At 36.4% G+C, this 20,287-nt stretch carries 22 protein-coding genes; 7 read left to right on the top strand and 15 right to left on the bottom strand.

The features are described from left to right. Positions 1–133: 133 nt before the first annotated feature. A complete protein-coding gene (twy1, locus tag E7Z81_RS06865; protein WP_292745684.1) occupies positions 134–1,051 on the top strand; it encodes a 4-demethylwyosine synthase TYW1 in 918 nt (305 codons plus the stop codon). A 142-nt stretch (positions 1,052–1,193) separates the two neighbouring features. Here twy1 and sucC read toward each other — a convergent pair whose 3' ends face one another. The 5 genes from sucC to E7Z81_RS06840 are packed head-to-tail and all read right to left on the bottom strand — an operon-like array spanning position 1,194 to position 5,149. Next, positions 1,194–2,312 (bottom strand): ADP-forming succinate--CoA ligase subunit beta, encoded by a 1,119-nt coding sequence (sucC, locus tag E7Z81_RS06860; protein WP_292745682.1) that lies wholly within the window; start codon positions 2,310–2,312, stop codon positions 1,194–1,196. An 8-nt stretch (positions 2,313–2,320) separates the two neighbouring features. After that, positions 2,321–2,869 (bottom strand): 2-oxoacid:ferredoxin oxidoreductase subunit gamma, encoded by a 549-nt coding sequence (locus E7Z81_RS06855; RefSeq protein WP_292745679.1) that lies wholly within the window; start codon positions 2,867–2,869, stop codon positions 2,321–2,323. A gap of 9 nt (positions 2,870–2,878) precedes the next feature. Continuing rightward, positions 2,879–3,742, bottom strand: a complete 864-nt coding sequence (locus E7Z81_RS06850; RefSeq protein ID WP_292745676.1) for a 2-oxoacid:ferredoxin oxidoreductase subunit beta — start codon at positions 3,740–3,742, stop codon at positions 2,879–2,881. A gap of 1 nt (position 3,743) precedes the next feature. Beyond that, positions 3,744–4,874 (bottom strand): 2-oxoacid:acceptor oxidoreductase subunit alpha, encoded by a 1,131-nt coding sequence (locus E7Z81_RS06845; protein WP_292745674.1) that lies wholly within the window; start codon positions 4,872–4,874, stop codon positions 3,744–3,746. Positions 4,875–4,882: 8 nt separating this feature from the next. Further along, on the bottom strand, positions 4,883–5,149 hold the full coding sequence (locus tag E7Z81_RS06840; protein WP_292745672.1) for a ferredoxin family protein: 267 nt from the start codon (positions 5,147–5,149) through the stop codon (positions 4,883–4,885). Between the two features lie 135 nt (positions 5,150–5,284). On the opposite strand from E7Z81_RS06840, the gene E7Z81_RS06835 reads away from it, so the two are divergent. Continuing rightward, on the top strand, positions 5,285–5,776 hold the full coding sequence (locus E7Z81_RS06835) for a fumarate hydratase C-terminal domain-containing protein (protein ID WP_292745670.1): 492 nt from the start codon (positions 5,285–5,287) through the stop codon (positions 5,774–5,776). On the opposite strand, the gene E7Z81_RS06830 is transcribed toward E7Z81_RS06835, so the two are convergent. From E7Z81_RS06830 to E7Z81_RS06820, 3 genes are all read right to left on the bottom strand, one after another. After that, entirely contained in the window at positions 5,773–7,065 is a 1,293-nt protein-coding gene (locus E7Z81_RS06830) for a dicarboxylate/amino acid:cation symporter (protein ID WP_292745668.1), read from the bottom strand. The genes E7Z81_RS06835 and E7Z81_RS06830 overlap by 4 nt on opposite strands. 120 nt (positions 7,066–7,185) lie before the next feature. Continuing rightward, on the bottom strand, positions 7,186–7,923 hold the full coding sequence (locus E7Z81_RS06825) for a peptidylprolyl isomerase (RefSeq protein WP_292745666.1): 738 nt from the start codon (positions 7,921–7,923) through the stop codon (positions 7,186–7,188). Positions 7,924–8,063: 140 nt separating this feature from the next. Then, positions 8,064–10,412, bottom strand: a complete 2,349-nt coding sequence (locus tag E7Z81_RS06820; RefSeq protein ID WP_292745664.1) for an Ig-like domain repeat protein — start codon at positions 10,410–10,412, stop codon at positions 8,064–8,066. A gap of 168 nt (positions 10,413–10,580) precedes the next feature. Here E7Z81_RS06820 and E7Z81_RS06815 point away from each other — a divergent pair, with 168 nt between their 5' ends. Continuing rightward, positions 10,581–11,675 carry a DUF763 domain-containing protein gene (locus tag E7Z81_RS06815; RefSeq protein WP_292745662.1) on the top strand — a complete coding sequence of 365 codons (1,095 nt, stop codon included), beginning with the start codon at positions 10,581–10,583 and terminating at the stop codon, positions 11,673–11,675. Here E7Z81_RS06815 and E7Z81_RS06810 read toward each other — a convergent pair. From E7Z81_RS06810 to E7Z81_RS06800, 3 genes are all read right to left on the bottom strand, one after another. Then, positions 11,672–12,211, bottom strand: a complete 540-nt coding sequence (locus tag E7Z81_RS06810; protein ID WP_292745690.1) for a tRNA (cytidine(56)-2'-O)-methyltransferase — start codon at positions 12,209–12,211, stop codon at positions 11,672–11,674. The two genes, E7Z81_RS06815 and E7Z81_RS06810, sit on opposite strands and share 4 nt — an antisense overlap. A 231-nt stretch (positions 12,212–12,442) precedes the next feature. Continuing rightward, the gene (gene cobS, locus E7Z81_RS06805) at positions 12,443–13,225 is read right to left on the bottom strand and encodes an adenosylcobinamide-GDP ribazoletransferase (RefSeq protein WP_292745660.1); all 783 of its coding nucleotides are present in this window, start codon (positions 13,223–13,225) and stop codon (positions 12,443–12,445) included. A 76-nt stretch (positions 13,226–13,301) separates the two neighbouring features. Beyond that, positions 13,302–14,369: a phosphatidylglycerophosphatase gene (locus E7Z81_RS06800; RefSeq protein WP_292745658.1), complete on the bottom strand. Its 1,068-nt coding sequence runs from the start codon at positions 14,367–14,369 to the stop codon at positions 13,302–13,304. 87 nt (positions 14,370–14,456) lie between these two features. On the opposite strand from E7Z81_RS06800, the gene larC reads away from it, so the two are divergent. After that, positions 14,457–15,626, top strand: coding sequence for a nickel pincer cofactor biosynthesis protein LarC (gene larC, locus E7Z81_RS06795; RefSeq protein ID WP_292745656.1), 1,170 nt, complete (start codon positions 14,457–14,459; stop codon positions 15,624–15,626). Further along, positions 15,623–16,300 (top strand): 7-cyano-7-deazaguanine synthase QueC, encoded by a 678-nt coding sequence (queC, locus tag E7Z81_RS06790; RefSeq protein WP_292745654.1) that lies wholly within the window; start codon positions 15,623–15,625, stop codon positions 16,298–16,300. The genes larC and queC overlap by 4 nt, the downstream gene beginning before the upstream one ends. Here queC and E7Z81_RS06785 read toward each other — a convergent pair. The 3 genes from E7Z81_RS06785 to E7Z81_RS06775 form a co-directional block, all read right to left on the bottom strand. Then, a complete protein-coding gene (locus E7Z81_RS06785) occupies positions 16,297–16,911 on the bottom strand; it encodes a vWA domain-containing protein (protein WP_292745652.1) in 615 nt (204 codons plus the stop codon). The genes queC and E7Z81_RS06785 overlap by 4 nt on opposite strands. A gap of 108 nt (positions 16,912–17,019) precedes the next feature. Further along, complete coding sequence (locus tag E7Z81_RS06780; protein WP_292745650.1) at positions 17,020–17,307, bottom strand: transcriptional regulator; 288 nt, start codon at positions 17,305–17,307, stop codon at positions 17,020–17,022. A gap of 12 nt (positions 17,308–17,319) precedes the next feature. Then, positions 17,320–18,336 carry a M48 family metallopeptidase gene (locus E7Z81_RS06775; protein WP_292745647.1) on the bottom strand — a complete coding sequence of 339 codons (1,017 nt, stop codon included), beginning with the start codon at positions 18,334–18,336 and terminating at the stop codon, positions 17,320–17,322. 63 nt (positions 18,337–18,399) lie between these two features. Here E7Z81_RS06775 and E7Z81_RS06770 point away from each other — a divergent pair, with 63 nt between their 5' ends. Both E7Z81_RS06770 and E7Z81_RS06765 read left to right on the top strand, forming a co-directional pair. Next, entirely contained in the window at positions 18,400–19,005 is a 606-nt protein-coding gene (locus tag E7Z81_RS06770) for a hypothetical protein (RefSeq protein WP_292745646.1), read from the top strand. Positions 19,006–19,015: 10 nt separating this feature from the next. Next, a complete protein-coding gene (locus E7Z81_RS06765) occupies positions 19,016–19,135 on the top strand; it encodes a zinc ribbon domain-containing protein (RefSeq protein ID WP_292745644.1) in 120 nt (39 codons plus the stop codon). A 62-nt stretch (positions 19,136–19,197) separates the two neighbouring features. Here E7Z81_RS06765 and E7Z81_RS06760 read toward each other — a convergent pair whose 3' ends face one another. Further along, entirely contained in the window at positions 19,198–20,199 is a 1,002-nt protein-coding gene (locus E7Z81_RS06760) for an NADH-dependent flavin oxidoreductase (protein WP_292745642.1), read from the bottom strand. Positions 20,200–20,287: the final 88 nt, after the last annotated feature.

Below are 20,287 nucleotides of genomic sequence, written 5' to 3'. Positions count from 1 at the left end.
ATTTGACTTAAAACTGAGGTATTGGGATGAGGACAATGCGATTTTCTAAAAATCACTTAAGTTTTTGAAAGTGCCTTTAGATTAATCTTGTAAAAATGTATATATTGGGAAAACTAAAAATAACTTTGATTTTATGTCATTCAATGAAAACCAAATAGAAAAAATGGAAAAAAGCGGATACAGATTCCTTGGAACACATGGCCATGCTGCCGTTAAAGTGTGTCACTGGACACGTCAAAGTATTGTAGACAAGGGAGTGTGCTATAAGGAGAAATTTTACGGAATAAAATCTCACAGATGCCTCCAGATGTCACCTGCAGTTCCAAACTGCCAGCAGGAATGCGAGTTCTGCTGGAGAGATTTAACCTATACCCAAACAACATGGGAAGATGAGGAATACGACGATCCGAAAGTCATCATCGATGATGCCATCAAGGCACAGAACAATCTATTATGCGGTTTTTTTGGAAATGACAAGGCAAATAAAAAGAAACTTGAAGAGCTTAAAAATCCTACAAATGCGGCAATTTCACTTGCAGGTGAGCCAACACTATATCCAAAAATTGATGAGCTGATTGGCGAGTTCAACAGAAGGGACTTTACAACATTTGTGGTAAGTAACGGCCAATGCGTCGACAGATTAAGAAATCTGGAAAACGATCCGTACCAGTTATACCTTTCCTTGGACGCACCTAACGAGAAAATATTTAAGGCAGTGTGCAGACCTAGAATAAACGATGCTTGGAACAATTTAAATGAATCCCTTGAAACTTTATCCAGTTTTAACTCCCGTACATGTATACGAAATACCTGCGTTCGTGGAAAAAATATGGAAAATCCCGAAGAATATGCAAAACTAATCCAAAAAGCAGACCCTGATTTTGTAGAAGTGAAGGCATACATGTGTGTCGGTTCATCACGTGAACGTTTAACATTGGACAACATGCCGTCATTTGATGAGGTCAAAAGTTTCGCCGAAAAAATCGGAGAACACTGCGGTAAAAAAATAGTAAACGAATCTGAAATTAGTCGAGTAGTATTGCTCGAATAATTACTTTTTTTAAAAAATTACTTAAAAAATAGGTTTTAAGTCATCATTATAAAATATATAATGACGACACTGATTTTTTAATGTAACATAACATACATAATACAATCTATGCCAATATAGATTGCGTGTTTTAGCTAAAAGATTATTTTCCTTCAGCTTTTAGTTCTTCACAGAGTTCAACAGCCTTTTTAGCAGCTTTTTCCATAGATGTTTCGTATGGAATTCCTGCTTCCTCTAAAAGTCTTTGACCTTCTTCTTCGTTGGTACCTGTTAATCTGATTACAATGTATACTCTGCGGTCAGCCTGTTTCAATGCATTGATTACACCGCGAGCCACATCATCGGCTTTTGTAATACCTCCTAAAACGTTAAGGAATACTACTTTAACAGGATCATAGTTCAATACAATATTTAAAGCCTGGTTGATGATATGCTCTGAAGCTCCACCACCGATATCGAGGAATGTTGCAGGTTCTCCACCGTAAAGTTTAATCATGTCCATAGCTGTTAATGTTAAACCTGCACCGTTACCGATTACTGCAATGTCACCGTCCAGCTGGACAAAGTCAACAGCTTTCTTCTTATAGTGCATTCTTTCAACCAGTTCCTGATGCCTGTATAATGAATCGTTTTCAACAACCATTTTAGCATCTGCTGCAATCAATCCATCAGGAGTTAATACAAGAGGGTTGATTTCGGCAGTGTCTGCATCGTATTTATCGAATACATTATAGAGTTTCCAGATTATGTCTCCCATTTGGGAAATCAATTCTGATGGAACGCCCATTTTACGTGCAACTTCACGTGCTTCATAAGGCAAGAATTCAAGTAAAGGATTTGGATAGTATTTGATAATCTTTTCAGGGTTGGTTTTAGCGAGATTTTCGATTTCAACCCCACCTTCCTTACTTGCTAAAATTACCGGTCTTCTAGCACCTCTGTCTACAGATACGGTTACAAAGTATTCATTGATGATTTCAGCTTTTTCTTCAATTAAAAGATGTTTTACTTTTTCACCTTTAATTTCCATACCTAAAATCTCATCTGAAACTTTTAATGCTTCACCAGGGTTATCAGCGAATTTTACACCACCCGCTTTACCTCTTCCACCGGTTAAAACTTGTGCTTTTATTACAACAGGAACATCCATTTCTGAAGAGATGGTCATTGCCTCTTCCGGAGAATAAGCAACGTGACCTTCTAAAATTGGAATTCCTTCATCATTAAAAATTTGTTTTGCTACATTTTCAAAAAATCTCATTATAACACCTATTCTGCTAAAGCATATCCTGCTTCAAAAGCTTTAATGTTTTTCTCTTCAGTTCCTTTAGGAACACTAGCTTCAATAGCTTTCATAGCTGCTTCTTTGGATATTACTTCAGTTATTTTTGTAATTGCTCCAACCATCACAATATTAGCTACGATTTTAAGTCCAATTTCATCAGTAGCTGTCTGTGTTGCAGGAGCTTCATAAACTTTAATATTATGCTCTTCAATAAAGTCTTTGACATCTTCCACATCAGTTGTTCCAGGATCAACAATCAATGTTCCGTTATCTTTCAAATCAACTATATATTTCAGTAAGGCCTCATTGGACATTGCCACCAAAATATCAGGATTTTGAACTTTAGGATAATCGACTTCACTGTCGCTGATAACAACTTCACATTTTGAAGCTCCACCACGAGCTTCAGGACCGTAGGATTGAGTTTGAACAGCTTCTTTGCCGTCAAAAAGACTTGCAGATTTACCTAAAATAATACCTGCAAGAATTACTCCTTGACCTCCAAATCCACAAATTCTAATTTCAGTTCTCATATTACCCACCTATAACTCTGTTTCATATGCAGAATTGATAAGAGTCTTCTTACCGTATTTTTCTACACTAATCTTATCGATATTAGCTGTGAATTCGTCCCTTTGAGTATTTGCAAATTCACCAACTACAATTTTACCTTCAAGTTCTTTTGGTCTCATCCTTTCTGCAGCGGATTTGAATACAGTATTTGCTTTCATTACTGCAGCCATTGCAGTAGGGGTTCTGAGTTTATTCTTACGACCAAAATAAGTTGGACATTGAGTTGCAACTTCGATGAATGAAAATCCATCATTTTTCAAACCGTCTTTAATGGCCAATACAAGATTTTCCATCTGAACTGTTGTCCATCTTGCTGAATAAGATGCGCCGGCAGCTGCCACAAGTTCAGCTAATTTGAATGGAGTGTCCTGATTACCGTAAGGAGCAGTTGTTCCGAAACTACCTTTAGGAGATGTAGGGCTGATTTGACCCCCAGTCATACCATAAATATTATTATTGATACAGATTACAGTTAGATTAATATTTCTTCTAGCTGCATGAATTAAATGATTACCACCGATAGATGCCGCATCACCGTCTCCTGTAAATACTACAACATCCAAATCTTTGTTTGCGGTTTTTAAACCGGTAGCGAAACTTAATGCTCTTCCGTGAGTAGTGTGAAGGGAATCACATTTAAGATAACCTGGAATTCTTGAAGAACAACCGATTCCAGAAACCATTGCAATGTTATCGAAATCCATTTCTGCCTTTTCCATAGCTGCCAAAAATGCATTAATGATAGCTCCATTTCCACAGCCCGGACAGAAAATATGAGGCAATCTGTCTTCTCTTAAGTATGGGAGAAATCTATTTTCTTTATGTTCAGCCATTCTAGTTTCCTCCTATTTTATTAATTTGTTCTAAGATTTCATCAGGAGTTGGCAATAAACCGCCAATGACTCCCATTAAGTGAACGTTAGTGTCTCTTTTAAGAACACGGTCAACTTCATAATACATCTGACCCAAGTTCATTTCAACCACAATGACATCTTTTGCATTTGCGGTTGCTTCACGTAATTGTTCTTCAGGGAAAGGCCATGGAGTGTCTATTTTTACATAACCTACTTTTTTACCTTCTTCCCTTGCTTTTCTGGTAGCTTCACTAGCTGACCTGACAGGAGCACCATATGAAACAATTATGATATCAGCATCTTCACAGTTTTCGGATCTGACTGAGCAGATTTTATCCCTGTTATTCAATACCTTATCACAAATCCTTTGAACAAGTTTGTCATGAGTTTCAGGATTGTTTGTATCAGGATAACCTCTTTCATCGTGAGTTAGTCCGGTTACGTGAATATTGAATCCGTCACCGAAGGACGGCATAGGGGTTGTGCCATTTTCAATATTTTCAAACGGCAGGTAATCGTCACTTTTTTCAGGTCTTTGTCTAGCAACAATTTCAATATCATCATCAACGATTATTTTTTCTCTCATGTGTCCAATTACTTCATCAGCCATTACAAAAACAGGACATCTGTACTGTTCTGCTAAATTGAATGCCTTGATTGTGAAATCAAAGAATTCCTGAACACTTGACGGAGATAATGCTATTGGCTCATAATCCCCATGGGATCCCCAACGTGCCTGCATCATATCCCCCTGCGCAGCCATTGTTGGTTGAGCTGTAGACGGAGACCCTCTTTGAACATCAACTATGACGATTGGAGTTTCACTCATAAATGCATAACCTATATTTTCCTGCATTAAAGATATACCTGGACCTGAGGTTGCAGTCATTGATTTAGCTCCACCCCAGGAAGCTCCGATAATAGCTCCTGCAGAAGCGATTTCATCTTCCATTTGAACAAAAGAACCACCGACTTTTGGCAATTCCCTTGCTAAAGTTTCAGCAACTTCAGTAGATGGAGTGATTGGATAACCTGCGAAGAATCTGCATCCTGCAGTTATTGCTCCTTTAGCACATGCTTCATTTCCTTGAATAAAAAATTCTTCAGCCATTTTAACACCTATTTTCTCCCCTTTGTGAATCTAGGATTAAAGTTTACATCTTTACCATCTTCCATCCACCAATTATCTGGTAAATCCACAGTAATAGCCTGGTCTGGACATGCCACTTCACATGTCCCGCATTTGTTACATCTTTCTCCAAAATTAACGTAAGGCAATTGGACTCCTTTCTTGTTAATTTCAGAAGATATTGCGTAAACGTTTTGTGAACACATGAATAAGCAAAGATGACATCCTTTACACAAATTTTCGTCAATAATAATCAATTTTATATCTCCTATAATTCTATGATAAATAAATCTAGAATGTTATATATCTATGTTAATAAACATTTAAATATGTTATGAAAAATCGTGACAAATTACAAAATTTTAAAATTATTAAAAAACATAATCATATCCATGAAAAGATTAACCACACCTGTCAGCGACGAGCAGATAAATGAACTTAACGTTGGAGATCAAGTTTCAATATCAGGAACAATATACACTGGCCGTGATGCAGCATTGCCCCAGCTTGTGGAGCTTGTTAAAAAGGGAGAGGTGCCGTTTGACATGAATGGAATGGCGATAATGCATACTGCATTCAGCGATGCGGGAATTGCACCTACAACAAGCAGCAAAGTGGAAATCGAATCAACAATCCCCTTTTTAAGTGAAAAAGGAGTGAAAATACATATCGGAAAGGGAATGCTGAGTGATGAAACCGCAAAGTCGCTTGATGAAAACAATTCAATTTTTGTAATAACACCACCTGTAGCGGCACTGCTTACAAGCAAAGTTTTAGAAAAAAAGTGTGTTCTTTTTGAAAATGAAGGCATGGAAGCCATGTTTGAGCTAAAAGTGAAAGATATCCCCGGGATAGTGGCTATCCACAGGGGAGAAAAAATTTAAATCAAATCCGGAGCCACTTTTTCTGGCTCTTTCTTATCATTAAACACATCCTTATCAAATGACTTGTTTTTGAATGAGACAATCACAGTGCAGATAGCATCACCGGTAACATTGACTGCAGTTCTGAACATGTCCAGTATATGGTCTATTCCAAAGATTACTCCGATTGCCTGAACCGGAAGACCTACTGAATTAAATACCATAGTCAAAGTAACAAGACCCACTGAAGGAACTCCCGCAGTACCTATTGAAGCCATTACAGCTGTGAAAATTACTGTCAATAAAGCGGAAAAACCCAAGTCAATTCCATAAGCCTGAGCCGCAAACATTACCGCAACACCCTGCATGATTGCAGTTCCATCCATATTGATTGTTGCTCCTAAAGGAATGGTAAATGAAGAAACATCACGGGAAACACCCATGTCCTCAAGTTTATTCATGTTCAATGGAATTGTCGCATTTGATGTTGAAGATGAAAATGCAAAAAACATTACTGACATGAACTTCCTGAAGAATCTTACAGGATTCAACCTTGTAAAAACAACCAGCAGAGCCGGATAAACAACAAAAGCCTGAATAGCCAATCCAATCAATACACAACCGACATATTTCGCCAGAGGCATGATGCCTTCAAATCCTAAGCTTCCAAATGTCTTGGCCATCAGACAGAAAACGCCAATCGGTGCGAATTTCATCACAATACCGGTCATTGACATCATTATTTTGTTTGACTCTTCGAAAAATTTGTTTACGACTTGAGTTTCTTCCCTCAATTTAGCCAAAATAAACCCGATGAGCACACCAAATATTATAACCGGCAACATATCCCCATTAGCCAATGCGTTTAATGGGTTTTCGGGAATAATGTTTAAAATTGTATCAGTCATTGTCTGGTTAAGGGTTACATTAGCTGTTTGAGATGCAGCTGCCATATCCAAACCAAGGCCAGGTTTAATCAAAATACCTATGCTTAGGGCTATTGTTACTGCAAGAGCAGTTGTAATAAGATATATTATTATTGTCATTCCACCAATGGAACCGATTTTTCGAATATCCGAAATTGATGCCACACCAACCACAATAGAACAGAAAACAAGAGGTACAACAAGCATTTTCATGAGTCTGATAAATGCATTACCTCCCAGATAGAACACATTATCCATAAAGACTATGTTTTTGATAAAGTGATCATGGACATGGAAATTTAAAAATAGTCCGAAAAACAATCCCAAAATCATTCCTATTAAAATCCAATTGCCTAAACTAATCTTTTTAAATATTGCAAACATAATACAACCCTTCGTATATGTTATAATCTGTAAAAATTAAAATATAAATTTTGGCAATTGAAAAAAAATAGTAAAAAAAGTGAGTTTTAGTTTAAAACTCAAAAAAATAAGTTAGAAGAATTATTCTTCTTCAGCTTCTTCGTCGTCAGATTCTTCTCTTTTTTCGAATTCATCTACAAAGTTAACTTTGGTAACTTCTTCGATGTTATCCCAAATGTCTTTAGCTATTCTGAATCTAGCGAAGGTAACGTCCATGTAGGATTGTTGGTCGAATTTGGACATTTCATCTAATTTGATGTTTACAATACCATCATTGATGTCAATTTCAGTTTTGTCAATGTCAACATTAGGGTTGGAGTAATGTAACTCAATCATACTTTTGATTTTTTCTTCTTCATCTTCAATGACTTCGGTTACTTCAACATCGTAAACTAAGTCTTTTCCTGCTAATTCATGGTTGAAGTCAACTTTTACTCTTCCACCGTTTACGGTTAAGATTTTACCGGTTGCGCCTTCGGATTGGATTTTCATACCTGGGAAAGGAGTCATGCCTTGTTTTTTAAATTCTTTCATAGGTACTAATTGAATCATTTTAGGGTCTCTTGGTCCGAAAGCATTGTCGGAATCTACTTCAATATGTTTGGTTTCTCCTTCTTCTAAACCGATAATTGCTTCTTCAATTGCAGGTAATAAGTGGTTTCCACCTACAACAATTGGGATTGGTTTGTAAGTTTTGTTTTCATCGAAAATTCCAGCTTCTTGTGCAATTTCATCATAAGTAGTATCGAATACGTCTTCAGTTTCTTTTATTTTACCAGTAAAGTTTACTCTTACAAAATCTCCGTTATCTATTGCCATAATAGTATCTCCTTTATAATTTTGATTAAATAATTTGTTAATAAATATAACATTAATAGATATACTTACCATTACTTATTAAAGTTTTGTTTATATGGAAAAAATATGTTAAAAAGTAATGATGTTAAAAAAATAAAAAATCAGAACGGAAGACTTAGATACCTGCTGTGGAGCGTGTAAGTTTTCGTATTCCAATTGTTGATTTTGCCTAAATAATTCTTATAACTGATTGGATCACCGACAACCCAAGTTTTACCAATTAAAACCTGAGTCCAGACATGACCAAACCTTCCATCTGAAAAAGTACAACTTCCATGGACATATCTTGCTTTAAAGCCTGCAGTCCTATACATTGAAATAAGCAAGTGTGCCTGGTCAACGCAATTCGCCACTCCGGACTTCAATGTTCCTAAAGCCCCTTTATGGGTGTTATAGTAATATCCATAGAACACATAATCCCTGACATAATTAAATATTGCCCTTGCCTTTTGAACCTTGCTGGTCAAACCTTTGGTCAATGACTTAACCAGTGCTTTGATTTTAGCATTGTTGACCGGACAGTGCCTTGATGCTTTGCTATAAGCACTTGAATAATAGCTTGAATCCTTCACGTTGAGCCCCCGTCCGTATTGAGTAAGTTCAACAGTTACTGATTTTGATAGGGCACTGGAAGCGAAGCTGTTGGAATCCTGAAGCTTAACCTTGACCTTGCAATTGCCGAATTCAAAATCTGTCTTGAATGTGGCATATCCGCCGGATGAAGTTTTTGCAGTGTATGTTTCAGAACCTGCTGTCAATTCCACATTCTGGCCAGAAATGGCTTTCCCATTAGAATCAGTTACCAAAACCTTTAAAGTCTGTGAAAAGCTCTTGAATGATGTTGCAGATTGCCAAGTAATCTTAGCATCGGTTCTTTTAAAGACAGTTATTGGACAAGACCCTGAGGTTTGAGGAACATATGATTGGGAATATGAATTATAATTCAGAGTGTAGTTACCTATCTTTTGAGTGATAAGCAGTGAAGCTATTCCATTATTGTCAGTTGTTACATTGTAGTTTTCCCCATTGATTGTGAAAGTCACTTTTCTTTTAATTAACGGAACTTCATCTGCTTTTAAAGCTACCTTAAACGGAGTTTTAGCACCATAACCGAAGTCCGTTCCGCTTTCAACAGTAAACTCAGGAGTTGTTGAGCCAAGTATTGTTACGAAATTTGTAGTGTGATACTTCTGGAAATATTTGTTGCCTGAAAAATCGTACTGGACTTTATATAAGCCCTTGCCGAAGGAATTCAGATCAAGGTAGGCTTCACCCTTGCTGTCTGTTTTTTTAGAAAATGTAGAACCATCGATTGTGAACTTGACTGTTTTTCCAACATTTGAATTTCCACCCAATGCAGTTGTCAATTTGACCTTGATTTGTTTGGTGTCATTGGACCTGAATGTGTAAATGCTGGTTGTGAGTTTTGTGCTTGCTATGCTGTACAGCTTAGCCATGTTGGTCTTTTTCAAACCGTCAGTGTTATATGAAACAATCTTGTAAGTTCCTTTTTTAAAACGGTTTAATGATAAGAACAGATTGCCTTTGGAGTTTGTCTTGTACCAGTATGTTTTACCGTTGATTTTGACTTTAACGTACTTGTTGGCCAATGGATTTCCATTGCTTTTAAAGAATTTAACATTGAACTTGTTGGAGTCTCCCACTACCTTTTTAATGTCTGATGAAGTAACGGTTGAGAGAATCTTGAAGGTTGTTGTCAGTTTATATCCTGTTACCGGATCAGTTGCAATGACCTTGTATGTTCCGGGCTTCAGATTTACATCAAGGCTTGCAACACCTTTTCCATTGGTTTTTTTGGTGTAGGTTTTTCCGTTGACTGTTATCTTAACCTGCCTGTTTGCCCATGCTTTTCCGTTGCTGTTGAAAAATGTCGCTGAGTATTTTGCACTTCCTTTATAGTATTTTGTCACGTCCTTTGCCTTAATTGTAGGCAAGATGTTTATCTGGGAAGTTGAATTGGAGCTTTCATAAGATTCATCCCCATCAAAATAAGCATCAACAGTATATTTTCCTGGATTTTGGGACAATTTCAGACTGGCGATTCCTTTGGCATTTGTTGTTGAGGAATATTTTGCGCCGTTTATGACAAAATTAACAGTCTGGTTTGCCAATGGACTGTTCGTATTTGAATCCTTCAATGTTATTTCATAGCATCCCTTGAAGTATATGCTATTTGTCGAATACTGTAATTCAGTTTTATTTTTAGCGTTTTCCTTTAAAGATTCATTATCACTGTATTTTGACAAATCACTTGAATTTGATGTTTCCAAATCGTCAATTTGAATTTCATCTTCACTTTGAAGAGAAATATCACCTGTAGAATTGAATGCAGATAAATCAGTTACATTCACATCGCCTGCATGGATTGCACTGACGGAAAAAAATAGAAACAACATCAAAAACATTGATAATGCCATTTTTTTATTCAAAATAATTACACCTAATTTGCATTTTTTTCATTCATACATTATTTATTTGAATAGAACTTATAAATATTTTCACCTAAAGAATACGAAGTGAACAGAAAATAGCCATTCGCATTACTTATCATGTGCTCTCGCTAAACAATTAATATTTTAAAAAATAAAACATTAATCATGCAAAGAAGAGGTGCAGTTAATTTACCGCTACATGGAGGTCACCCTCCAAAATGGCTATTTACAAGAATGGTTGACCTGTCAGGAGCTCTGGCTTCAGTAATCATTGAAGAATATAGCTTACAGGAGTTCCTGAATAGAATATCCAATCCATACTGGTTTCAGGCATTTTCATGTGTTTTAGGTTTTGATTGGCATTCCTCCGGAACCACAACAACAACATTGGGAGCGCTTAAAGCATCTCTAAGTCCGGAAGAGCATGGAATATACCTTACAGGAGGCAAAGGTGCCAAATCCAGAAAGACCCCTGAAGGAATCGAGCATGCAGGTGAAGTATTCAACCTGAAAACAAAGACAACAGAAAAGCTCGTTGAAACAAGTAAATTATCTGCCAAAATAGACAATTCCTGCATTCAGGACGGATACACATTATACCAGCACAATTTCTTCGTAACTGAAAAGGGAGACTGGGCAGTCGTCCAGCAGGGCCTGAATACTGAAAACAAATATGCAAGACGTTATCACTGGCTTGGAAGTGAAGTCGATGATTTGCTGAATGACCCTCACAGCGGAATTTCCTGCGACCAGATAACACCACAGACACTGAACATGCCTGCTGAAGAAAGCAAGGAAGCTCAAAAAATAAGTGTTGATTTGATTAACGATAATCCAAATCATTTAAGACAATATTTTAAAAGAAAAGACAATCAGATGCTTTTGGAAGATTTTACCATGCCTGCACACCACCCGGTTTTGGACATGGACATTTCAGACAAGGAATTTGAAGTTCTGACAAAAGCATGGGAAATTCAACCTGAAAATTATGAGGAACTGATTCTGCTTCAGGGAATCGGACCTAAAAAAATAAGGGCACTGGCACTGATTTCAGATTTGGTTTACGGTGAACCTGCAAGCTGGAAAGACCCTGTAAAATACAGTTTCACTCACGGCGGAAAAGACGGTTTTCCATATCCTGTTGACAGGGAAGTATATGACAATTCCATCCAAACAATAAGGGATGCGCTTGACCAGGCACGCATAAAAAAAGAAGAAAAGTTAAGAGCCATCAAGAGACTCGATGATTTTATATCCTAGCGGTTTTCATTGTGTATATTTACATTTTTTCCATGAGCTGTAGGAATTACTTCCAAAACCGGATTTTCAAATTCCAATTCAAACTCCTTACCGTCCATCAGCAAGTGCTGAAATACAGCCAGGGATGACACTTCAGAATGAGGCTGTGTTGTTACTGACACATTCCAATCGGCAGCCTTGTAGACTTTTCCGGGAACTTTGGAACCGCCGACAACAATTAAAATATCGGAACCATCTTGGCGAACTTCAGGAGCTATTTCATGAGCCTGTGATCCATACATTGTAAGATGCACTACTTTTCCTCCGTCAGCTTTCCATTTATTGATTACGCCCATATAACTTTCTGCATATTCTATTTCAAATGTTCCTCCGAATCTTGAAGCTGTATCACGTACATTTTCCATTAGATTGTTGTCTTTTTCTCCTGAAAGAAAGATTTTGCTTGCTCCGAATGCACGTGCGGTTAAGCATACATGAGTTGTTATACGAGTATCTCTTTTTAATCTGTGGTCCAATCTTAAAACATTTACATTCATATTAATCATTAATAGATTAAATCTGAAAATATATAACGATTTCTAAAAATGATGAGATTACCACGAAAAATCAAAATTTGGGAGGTAATTTCATGAATTGGAAAATGTTATTTCAGATATTTTTCACTGACAGACTTGCGGTAAATCTCATCAATACTAATTATTTGCACCATATTATTTAAACTAATGCTTTTTTAAACTTGAATATTGATTTAACCTTGTAAAATTGATTTAAAAATAAAATAAAGCTACTGCCATGAACAACAATGAAAACAGACGACCTACCTCATTACTCATGCCAAGCACATCACCGTTGGCCAAAACGAAATTTCTTCTTGCAACAAGCGCAATAATCAAACCTGATATCATAGCACCTACAACACCGAATAAACCGACATAACCTGCAAATAGATCTCCGATGATTAAAACAATTGCTGTTGAAAGCAAATAATTGCCCAGATTAGTTTCATTCATAAAGTAACTGCCAATTCCAGGAGTCAGTGGCTTTGAAAGCAGAGCAGTTGTTAACAGTGATGTTTTTGCAGACATCTCACAAATCATTATTCCCAAAATGAAATGATAATCCAGAATGTTATACAGTCCTGCGATTGTTAAACTGGCCACTAAAAATAAAGTTGCAACTCCTCCCGCACCTACAGAAGAATCTTTCATGACCATGATTTTCTTTTCAGGTTCACCATGAACCATTACCCCATCTGCCATGTCCATTACGCCGTCAAGATGGTTGTAACCGGTTATAATCATTAAAAATGCATAAACAATAACTGCTGTGAAAAATGAGTTCAGATGTAAAAATTCCATTGAAACATAACCGCAAATGGCCGCAAGAATTCCTATGAAAATATGCAAAAACGGCCAGCACCAAGTGAGTTTTGTCATATACTCTATTGATGTATACACATTGATTGGAAGTATTGTTGAGAATGTTAAAAGGCCCAATAGGGACCTTACAGGTGAGAATTCTTCATCTTCAAAATAATCATCATTTTCCATAGTTATTCCTCATCATCATTTGCTTATGCTGTCTCTTAGTATAATCTATTAAAACTGAATATTATAATTATCCTTTTCACATATCATATATTTTAGATACGCAACCTGCAATAAGGCCTGCGAAGGCATCATCAAGAATTGGCGGTAGTCCATAAATGATTCCCGGTTTTGCACCAATATATCGATTAAAATTGAGAACACCTTTGGTACCTGCAATCTGATTTGAAACTGCCATACCGAAAACCTCATCCGAATATAAAGCATTCAAACCGTCAAGTTCCCTCATACAGATTCCGCAAAGATCCTGCTGCAGTCTGATGGCCGCCATAAGAATAGTTGAGACATTGATGTCAGCCAATGATTTCATGATTTGTGATTCAAGCCTGTCCTTTAAATCCGGCGTATCATCATCCAAAAGTTCCAGACCTGCCTCAACCAAATCTCCGATTAAAATTCCTTCGGCAACTAAAAAATCAAGGATTCCGAATGTCAGCCCAATCTTTTCAAATGCATCCTCCAAGGTTATTTCAACGGCTTCCTCAAGATTGACTTTGAACTCATCCACATCAACATCATCAAATTCGGCATTGTTAATGTCCAAGCCGTCCCCACTAACATCAACATTGGCCAAAACGGCTAAAAAATCATCAGTGTTCAGGATATTTTGTACATGGACCGGCAAATCCATATCGGATAAAACTTTTGCCTTAATATTTACTACAGTCTTTAATATCCTAAGCAAATCCTTTGGGGAAAGCACCTTATCCAGATAGATTACATGACTAATATTGATTCTGGCATCCACAAAGCCCTTGGGTGAATTTACAACCTGCAGACTGTCTGTAAAATCCTCAATGACCAGGTCATTTGAAACAAAAGTAAAAATTGTCAAATCGCCATATGAATTTACAAAGTAATTCAAGGAATCAGTTGCCTGTGCAATGTATGAACCCTGGGACTGATTGAATGCTTCAGCCCGTTTTGCTGTAGCTTCAAATTCATCCTTTGCCTTCAATATATTTACATTTTCAACTATGTCGATACCGTCGCTTACAGTAAAATCACTGAAAGCCAAAAAATGATTCGGATTGTTAATGCAAATACCATAATCCTTTTCGATAATGTTAAATTTATTACTTTCCATAATATGACCTGGATAATTAACTTAACATATAATATATAAATTATTTAATTTAAAATTATATTAACTGAATACAAAAGGAATAATTTCATGACAATAATAATTGACCCCCAATCCAGCGGAATAGCTGGAAATATGATTATTGGTGCTTTAGTTGATTTGGGAGCAGATTCCAATGAATTAAAAAGCATTATGGAAAAGTCAGCTTATGAATTTGGAAAGGTTGAGGTGACTTTTGAAAAAAAACTTAAAAGCGGAATCAACTCAACATACTGCCATGTTGAAATGATGGAACACAAACATTCAATCAACTATCCAGAATTCATTGAAAAAATAGAAAAGCTCGAGATTGACGAAAAAGTTAAAAAGACTGCAATTAAAGTTTTTGAAAGGATTGCAAAAGCCGAGTCAAAAGTCCATGGAAAAACAATGGAGGAAGTTCATTTTCATGAAGTCGGAGCCAGTGATGCAGTGGCTGATGTAATCGGATCAATATATGGATACTACTCACTGAATCTTGATAAACAAAAAATCATTGGTCTTCCAATAGCCGTTGGCGGAGGAACTGTGAAAACTGCCCATGGAATCATTCCTGTTCCGGCACCAGCGGTCCTTGAAATATTAAATGGTGCACACATTATCGGAGGCCCTGTAAACAGTGAACTTGCGACCCCTACAGGCTGTGCGATTTATATGGAAATCTGTGATGAAATTAAAGAATTCATCCCATCAGCCAAGCCTAAAAATGTAGGTTACGGCGCCGGAAGAAAAGATTTCAACCATCCAAACATTTTAAGAATAATTGAAACTTCAGACATTACCGAAAGTGACAGAATAGATGTTATTGAAACCAATATCGACCATCTGACCGGAGAGGAAATAGGATATCTTTTTGACAAACTCCTAGATGCCGGGGCAAGTGATGTGTCAGTTACACCAATAATCATGAAGAAAAACCGTCAGGGAAGTCTTTTAAAGGTAATTTCATCCAGAAAAAACAGGGACAAAATTGTTGAAACCATATTTGCTGAAACAGGAAGCTTAGGGATTAGAATTTCTCCAAATATGCACAGAGGAGTTGCCAAAAGAGAATTTACAAAAAAGACCTTTGACATTAACGGCAAGGATTATGAAGTGACATTTAAGATAGGCTACATTAACGGAGATATAATCTCAAAAAGACCTGAATATGAAGATTTGAAAAGGATTGCAGAGGACAGCGGCCTCCCGCTTAGAAAAATCAAAGAGCTGATTAAATGAAAAAGGCAATATCCGTACTTTCAGGAGGCCTTGATTGTACCGTTGCAACAAGCGTCTATTCAAAAGACTATGAAATTCATGCAATAACATTCAATTACGGTCAAAAAGCATTCCAAAGAGAAGTTAAAGCTGCAAAAGAAATATGTAAAAAAATGAACTGGACACATGAAGTTATTGACCTGCCATGGCTTTCAAAAATAAGCACATCAAGCCTGAACACTTCAGAAGAAATTCCGGAAGTTTCCCTTGATGATTTGGATGATCCCGATAAAAGCAGTGAAACTGCAAGCAGCGTTTGGGTTCCGGCCAGAAATACCGTTTTTACATCTATTGCACTGTCTTATGCGGAAAGCATTGGTGCTGAGATAATAATTGTCGGATGGGATGCTGAAGAAGCCGCAACATTTCCGGACAATTCAAAGGAATATCTGGAAAAGTTCAATGAATTGATTGGTGTGGGTTCACCGGATAATATTAAAATTGAAGCGCCAGCAATTGATTTAGATAAAGAGGAAATAGTAAAGTTAGGAGTTGAAGTTGGCGCTCCAATGGAATTAAGCTATTCTTGTTATAAAGGCAGCGACAAGCACTGCGGTGTTTGTGAAAGTTGCATGAGACGAAAAAGAGCCTTTAAAAAATTAAATATTGAAGATTTAAGTGAATATGAGAATTAATCATAATCTTTTAAATCCTTCTTCCAATCTACATCTTCCAGACAATAATTAGCTCTTAAAGAATCTGTTGCAACTTCAACTGCATCAAATAGTCCAGTAATACCTTTTTCTGATTTTCTATAATTAGCTGTATGGGATTTACTAATACCTATTTTTCTTGCTTCGGAATAGGAATCGATGTCTGCACCGATGAATATGAATTCCCAGTTATGGTTTGAAATCATGCTGCTGATTTGAGATTTTGAAAATTCAACTGAAGAATTTTCCATTCCGTCAGTCATGATAACAAACAGTACTTTATTTTTGATTTCCTTATCCAAAGTGGTGATAGTTCTTCCGATTGCATCTAAAAGAGCTGTTGAACCTCTGACATAGTATTCTTCTCTTGTGAGATTTTTAACTTCAGTGATTGGTTTTCTTTTGTATAATATTTCATACTGATGGTCGAAAAGAACAGTTGTTACTTTTGTATTAAACTCCTTTGCCCTTTCTTTTTCTAAAAATGAATTGAAGCCACCGATTGTATCATCTTCGGAGCCATACATTGATCCGCTACGGTCAATTAAAAATATCAAGTCCACATCTTCATCAAATGGTAATGTTTTTGTCATGATGTTGCCTCCTTCAAAAATGGTAATAAGTTATTAGTAACTTACACACAATATATTATCCTCAGGAAGTATATAAACTTTTCCATCTGACCAAAAAAAATAAAAAAATTAGAATAAATCACTGCAAACTTTTTCACCATACTCCGTAAGCCTGTATATACGGCCTTTCTTAACTTCAGGATTGATACAAACCACCAAATCAAAACCCTTTAATATGCTTAGGACATTGGATATGTGGTTTTGTAAAATACCGCAATCATCAGAAATATGCTTAGGCATTTTTGGATCATCCAAAAGAGATTTCAAAACTTTAAGTCTATAAGTAGAATTATTCAGATACTCTAAAAGTTCTTCATAGGTCATTTCTTCTTCTTCATCTAATTCTTCATCAACCATAGAATTCCTCCATTAAAGCTTATTTCCACAGTTTGTGCAAAATTTATCACCTTGAACAATAGAAGCACCGCAATTAGGACATTTTGATTCATCCTCAAATTTAGCCCCACAATTAGTGCAGAACTGAGCATCAATGTCAGCCTGACTGCCGCAGCTTTGACAATATTTTACAATGTCTCCGCCAGACCTACTTGAAGATTTTGGATCATTTTTTGAAGCAGGAGAATCACTTAAAACAGGTGTGGAATAAAAATCCTTCTCATTCTCAATTTCATAAATCAATTCCTTCATTGCAGCTATTCTTTTTGAATCTGAGGGATGTGTTGAGAAAAAATCATGAGTATTAGGATTTCCCCCAGCCATAGATTCCCAGAATGCAGGAATTGAAGAGATGTCATAACCTGCCCAGTGAATTATCATCATGCCCAGCTTATCGGCTTCAAGTTCCTGATCTCTTCCCCACGGATTCATTAAGAAAAATTGAGAACCAATGCTTGCAACGTTGGTAGCTGCCCTTGTAAGATTGCCTATACCTCCAAGACCTACCAAATCCAGTGCAAAACTTCCAATCCAAGCGGCAGAAGTAATTGCGTTTTGAGCATTCTGCGCACTCAATCTGGTCCTTGAATGGTCAAGAAGGGCATGTGCCATTTCATGACCTAAAATAAATGCAACCTTTTCCTCAGTATTTGCAACAGAAAGAATACCTGAAAACATCACGATTTTTCCACCAGGCATGCAGAATGCATTGACTGTATTATCGCCAACCAAATGGAAATCCCAATCATAATAATCTTCAGTGTAATCGCTTCTGCCAATCTTAGCTAAATAATTTTCTACAGCCTGAATCAACCTGACAGCAACATTTCTGACAATTTGACCATTTGGAGTATTGTCTAAAAGCTGTGCCTGATTAATCATGGCATAATATTCATTATATGAATCCCGTAGAAACTTATCATCATTAACAATATCAAAATGTGATTTTCCAGTGAATGGATTAACACTGCTTCTATCATCTTTGGCCATGATAATATATTTGTAAGTTGTGTATAAAAAAGTTTTTTAATCCCCGCCGACATAGATGAGAATATGAAAAGGATAATGGTTGCATTAACATTAACAATTTTACTAATGAGTTTCGTTTATGCAGGCTCAAACGTTAAAGTTAATGATGCAGAATTTAGTTTACCTCCAAAATATCAGGGAGGAGAATTGGATAATAATTCCTACCGGTTAAACAACACTTTTTCAATCAGATGCATTGATGAAAATGTTGCCAGTGCCATCGGCCTGTGGGCAAGTGAAAAGGAATTTGAAGAGGATTTGGATATATCAAATCATCCGGTAAGGCATTTTTACCAGCACAACCCCTATGTTAATGATTATCATTCCCATGCATATTTTGCTTCAGGAAAATCCGTCTACGAAATTGCATGGACGGGCAAGGAAATTAACAGAGACATTGAAAACTTAATTAAAAATACATCACCAAGTGAAATAAGTGAAGATGCATTTTATAATGCACTGGACAAATCCATTGATATATACAAAGAGCAAAAAATTAACCAGTTAAATCAGGATGAAGAATACAATTATCAGGAATCGAAATACCAATCAAAACTTCATGAACAACAGACATCCGACAACAGCCGATTTAACCAAATTTTATTAACCTACTACAACAAACATTTATAGGAGAGATTATATGAAAATCTGTCAGGAATGCGAAGCAGAAGTTAAAGAAGACGAAGAAACCTGTCCAAGATGTGGCAGCAAAAACATTAAAGAAGAAAAATTCTGCAGAATACTGGGTACAAAATTATAGAATCAAAGACCACAATCAGTGGCAAATAAAAAAAAAGGTAATGGCGAATTTAAATTCGGCCATTAATCATATTTAAAACAGGTACTTGTTTTTTTAGAATAACAATTATTACAGCTTTGACAAATTGAAACTCCCTCACCGTTAGCTTTCCATTCAGCCAAGAAGTCAGCCTGCGCCACGAACGGTTTTGACATTGAAAGGAATTCCACATCAGTATGATTTAAAACATCATTCATTGATGCCATATCCCTTAGAGATCCTCCTAAAATTAAAGGAATGTCAATCTCATCAATCAGTTTGTCCGCATAAACTAAAAATGGATGTTTTTCCTTTCCATCATAAAGGTAAGAGATGGTTCTTGCAGTCAATTGAATGCTGTCTGCACCTGCCTTTTCAAGTTCACGGGCAACTTTGATACTTTCTTCAGCAGTCATTCCTCCTTTTCTAACATCCCACGGATTGATTCTGATACTTACATGCATATCCATGGTTTTTTTAATGAGTTTGATAATTTCAGATGCAATTCTTACACGGTTTTCAGTGCTTCCGCCATATTCATCATTTCTCTGATTGAAGTAAGGGTTGATGAATTTGGCTAGATAAAAATTATTTCCCATGTCAATCTGAATACCGTCAAAACCTGCAAATGAGAATTTTTTAGCAGCCATTATCACTTCTGCCTGCAACTTTCTGATTCCTTCAATGGTCAGGTCATTTGGTTCTGCTTTTTGATTGTCTCCATCATCATAGTAAAAGAATGCTAACTGTCCAAGTATAGGTACGTCATGATTGTGACAGATATCAGTTATCATCTTATAGTCTTTAACAAAACCCAAATAATTCAAACTGGATGAATATGGGGCAAAACGATCTTTATGGTCCAATACAAACATTTCAGATATTATTAAACCTGTTCCTGAACTTGCAATTTTTTCATACCTGTCATAAATTGCAGGTGAGAGAAATCCCCCTTCCTCTGTTTCTGTTTCCCATGTGCCTGTTCTGACTATACGACTGTTAAGTTTTAAATCTCCAAATTGACATTCGTCAAAAATATCTTTCATATTATCACTGCCAAAAAAATTTCTAAATTATAATTATTTAAAAAAGAATATTTAAAGTAGAAAGTAAGTTTAAAATTACAAAAAAATA

This window comes from Methanobrevibacter sp., assembly GCF_015062935.1.
Taxonomy (GTDB): Archaea; Methanobacteriota; Methanobacteria; order Methanobacteriales; family Methanobacteriaceae; genus Methanocatella.
Note: the sequence above shows the minus strand (reverse complement) of the source record. Positions and strands in the feature narration are given on the sequence as shown.